This is a genomic window from Halorientalis persicus (assembly GCF_900110215.1).
In the GTDB taxonomy this organism is placed as follows: Archaea; Halobacteriota; Halobacteria; order Halobacteriales; family Haloarculaceae; genus Halorientalis; species Halorientalis persica.
Genome location: NZ_FOCX01000120.1, coordinates 1 through 1,037, shown reverse-complemented (window position 1 = coordinate 1,037; position 1,037 = coordinate 1). Strand labels below are relative to the sequence as shown.

Annotated in this window: 1 protein-coding gene; it reads left to right on the top strand. The window is 52.5% G+C overall.

Annotation, left to right across the window (positions count from 1 at the left end; translation table 11 throughout):
* A partial coding sequence (locus BMX17_RS24940; RefSeq protein ID WP_342027717.1) for a hypothetical protein occupies positions 1-831 on the top strand: 831 nt, incomplete at its 5' end.
* Positions 832-1,037 lie beyond the last annotated feature (206 nt).

The window sequence follows — 1,037 nt, the reverse complement described above, 5'->3', positions numbered from 1 at the left end:
CCTGGAGGAGGCATAATGTCCGGAGAGCAACGTGCCGATTGTGATACGGACACGCAGTCCGGGCAGCCAGCCCAGTCAGCACAACGGTCGACTCTAGGTGTGTTGAAGACCGCGGTCGGACGCATTCGTCATGATCCGTTCCTCACGGTCCCGTTCATTGTCGCGGGTATCGTCGTTGCAGTGGCCGACTGGCTTCGCACTCACGACCCCCTCCCAGTCGCATTAACGGATGGACTCAGTCAAACAATCAGTGTTCAATATTCGGTGGTGCCGCAGGGAACTGCTCGCACGGTTCGACACGTGGGCGCATTGATCGATTTGAAGATGCCATATCTTCTCTGGGCAATTGGACTTGAACTAGCTGTGGTACTCGTAGTCGCCATTGCGGGATGGATGACGATTGCCCGAACACTCGATACATCTCCTCACCTCGGTGGACTGAGCAGGTACCTACTCACGATGCTTGCAGTCCTGATACTTTCTCAACTATTAGGATCCTCTTTCCTCACGACCGATCGGTTCCTGCTTGGACTGGGACTGCTGGCTGTATTTTTAGTTGTCGCCGTCCGTCTATTCTTATTTCCAGCCAATCTAGTCACTGGAAATGAACCACTCGCCGCACTCAGATTGAGCTATCGTCGGTCCCGTGGATACGGTATGACCATTGCCGGTCTCATCATCGTCATTGGACTCTCTTACTGGGGGCTCGCGAAAATATCACACGTCGGTGGGTTTTTGAGTACAGCCGTGGTGGCACCAGTCCACGCTGTCGTTCTTGGGATACTTGTCTCCGCCAAAACAAAGGAATTGGATGCGAAGTCATCTGATTGATCATCGCGTCCGGATATCGCTGATTTCATCGTTGCTCTGATTAGGTCACGATCAGGCACACCTTGAGAAGCCGCTGATACCACCGTCTTCCTCAAACGTTAACCTATGTTCTTGCCCAGGTCTTGAACACGTCTTTATTGTAGTATAAACGTGGGTCGCTCTTGTGAAGCACGTTGTTGATTTTTAGAGGACGGCGTCGAGAGCAT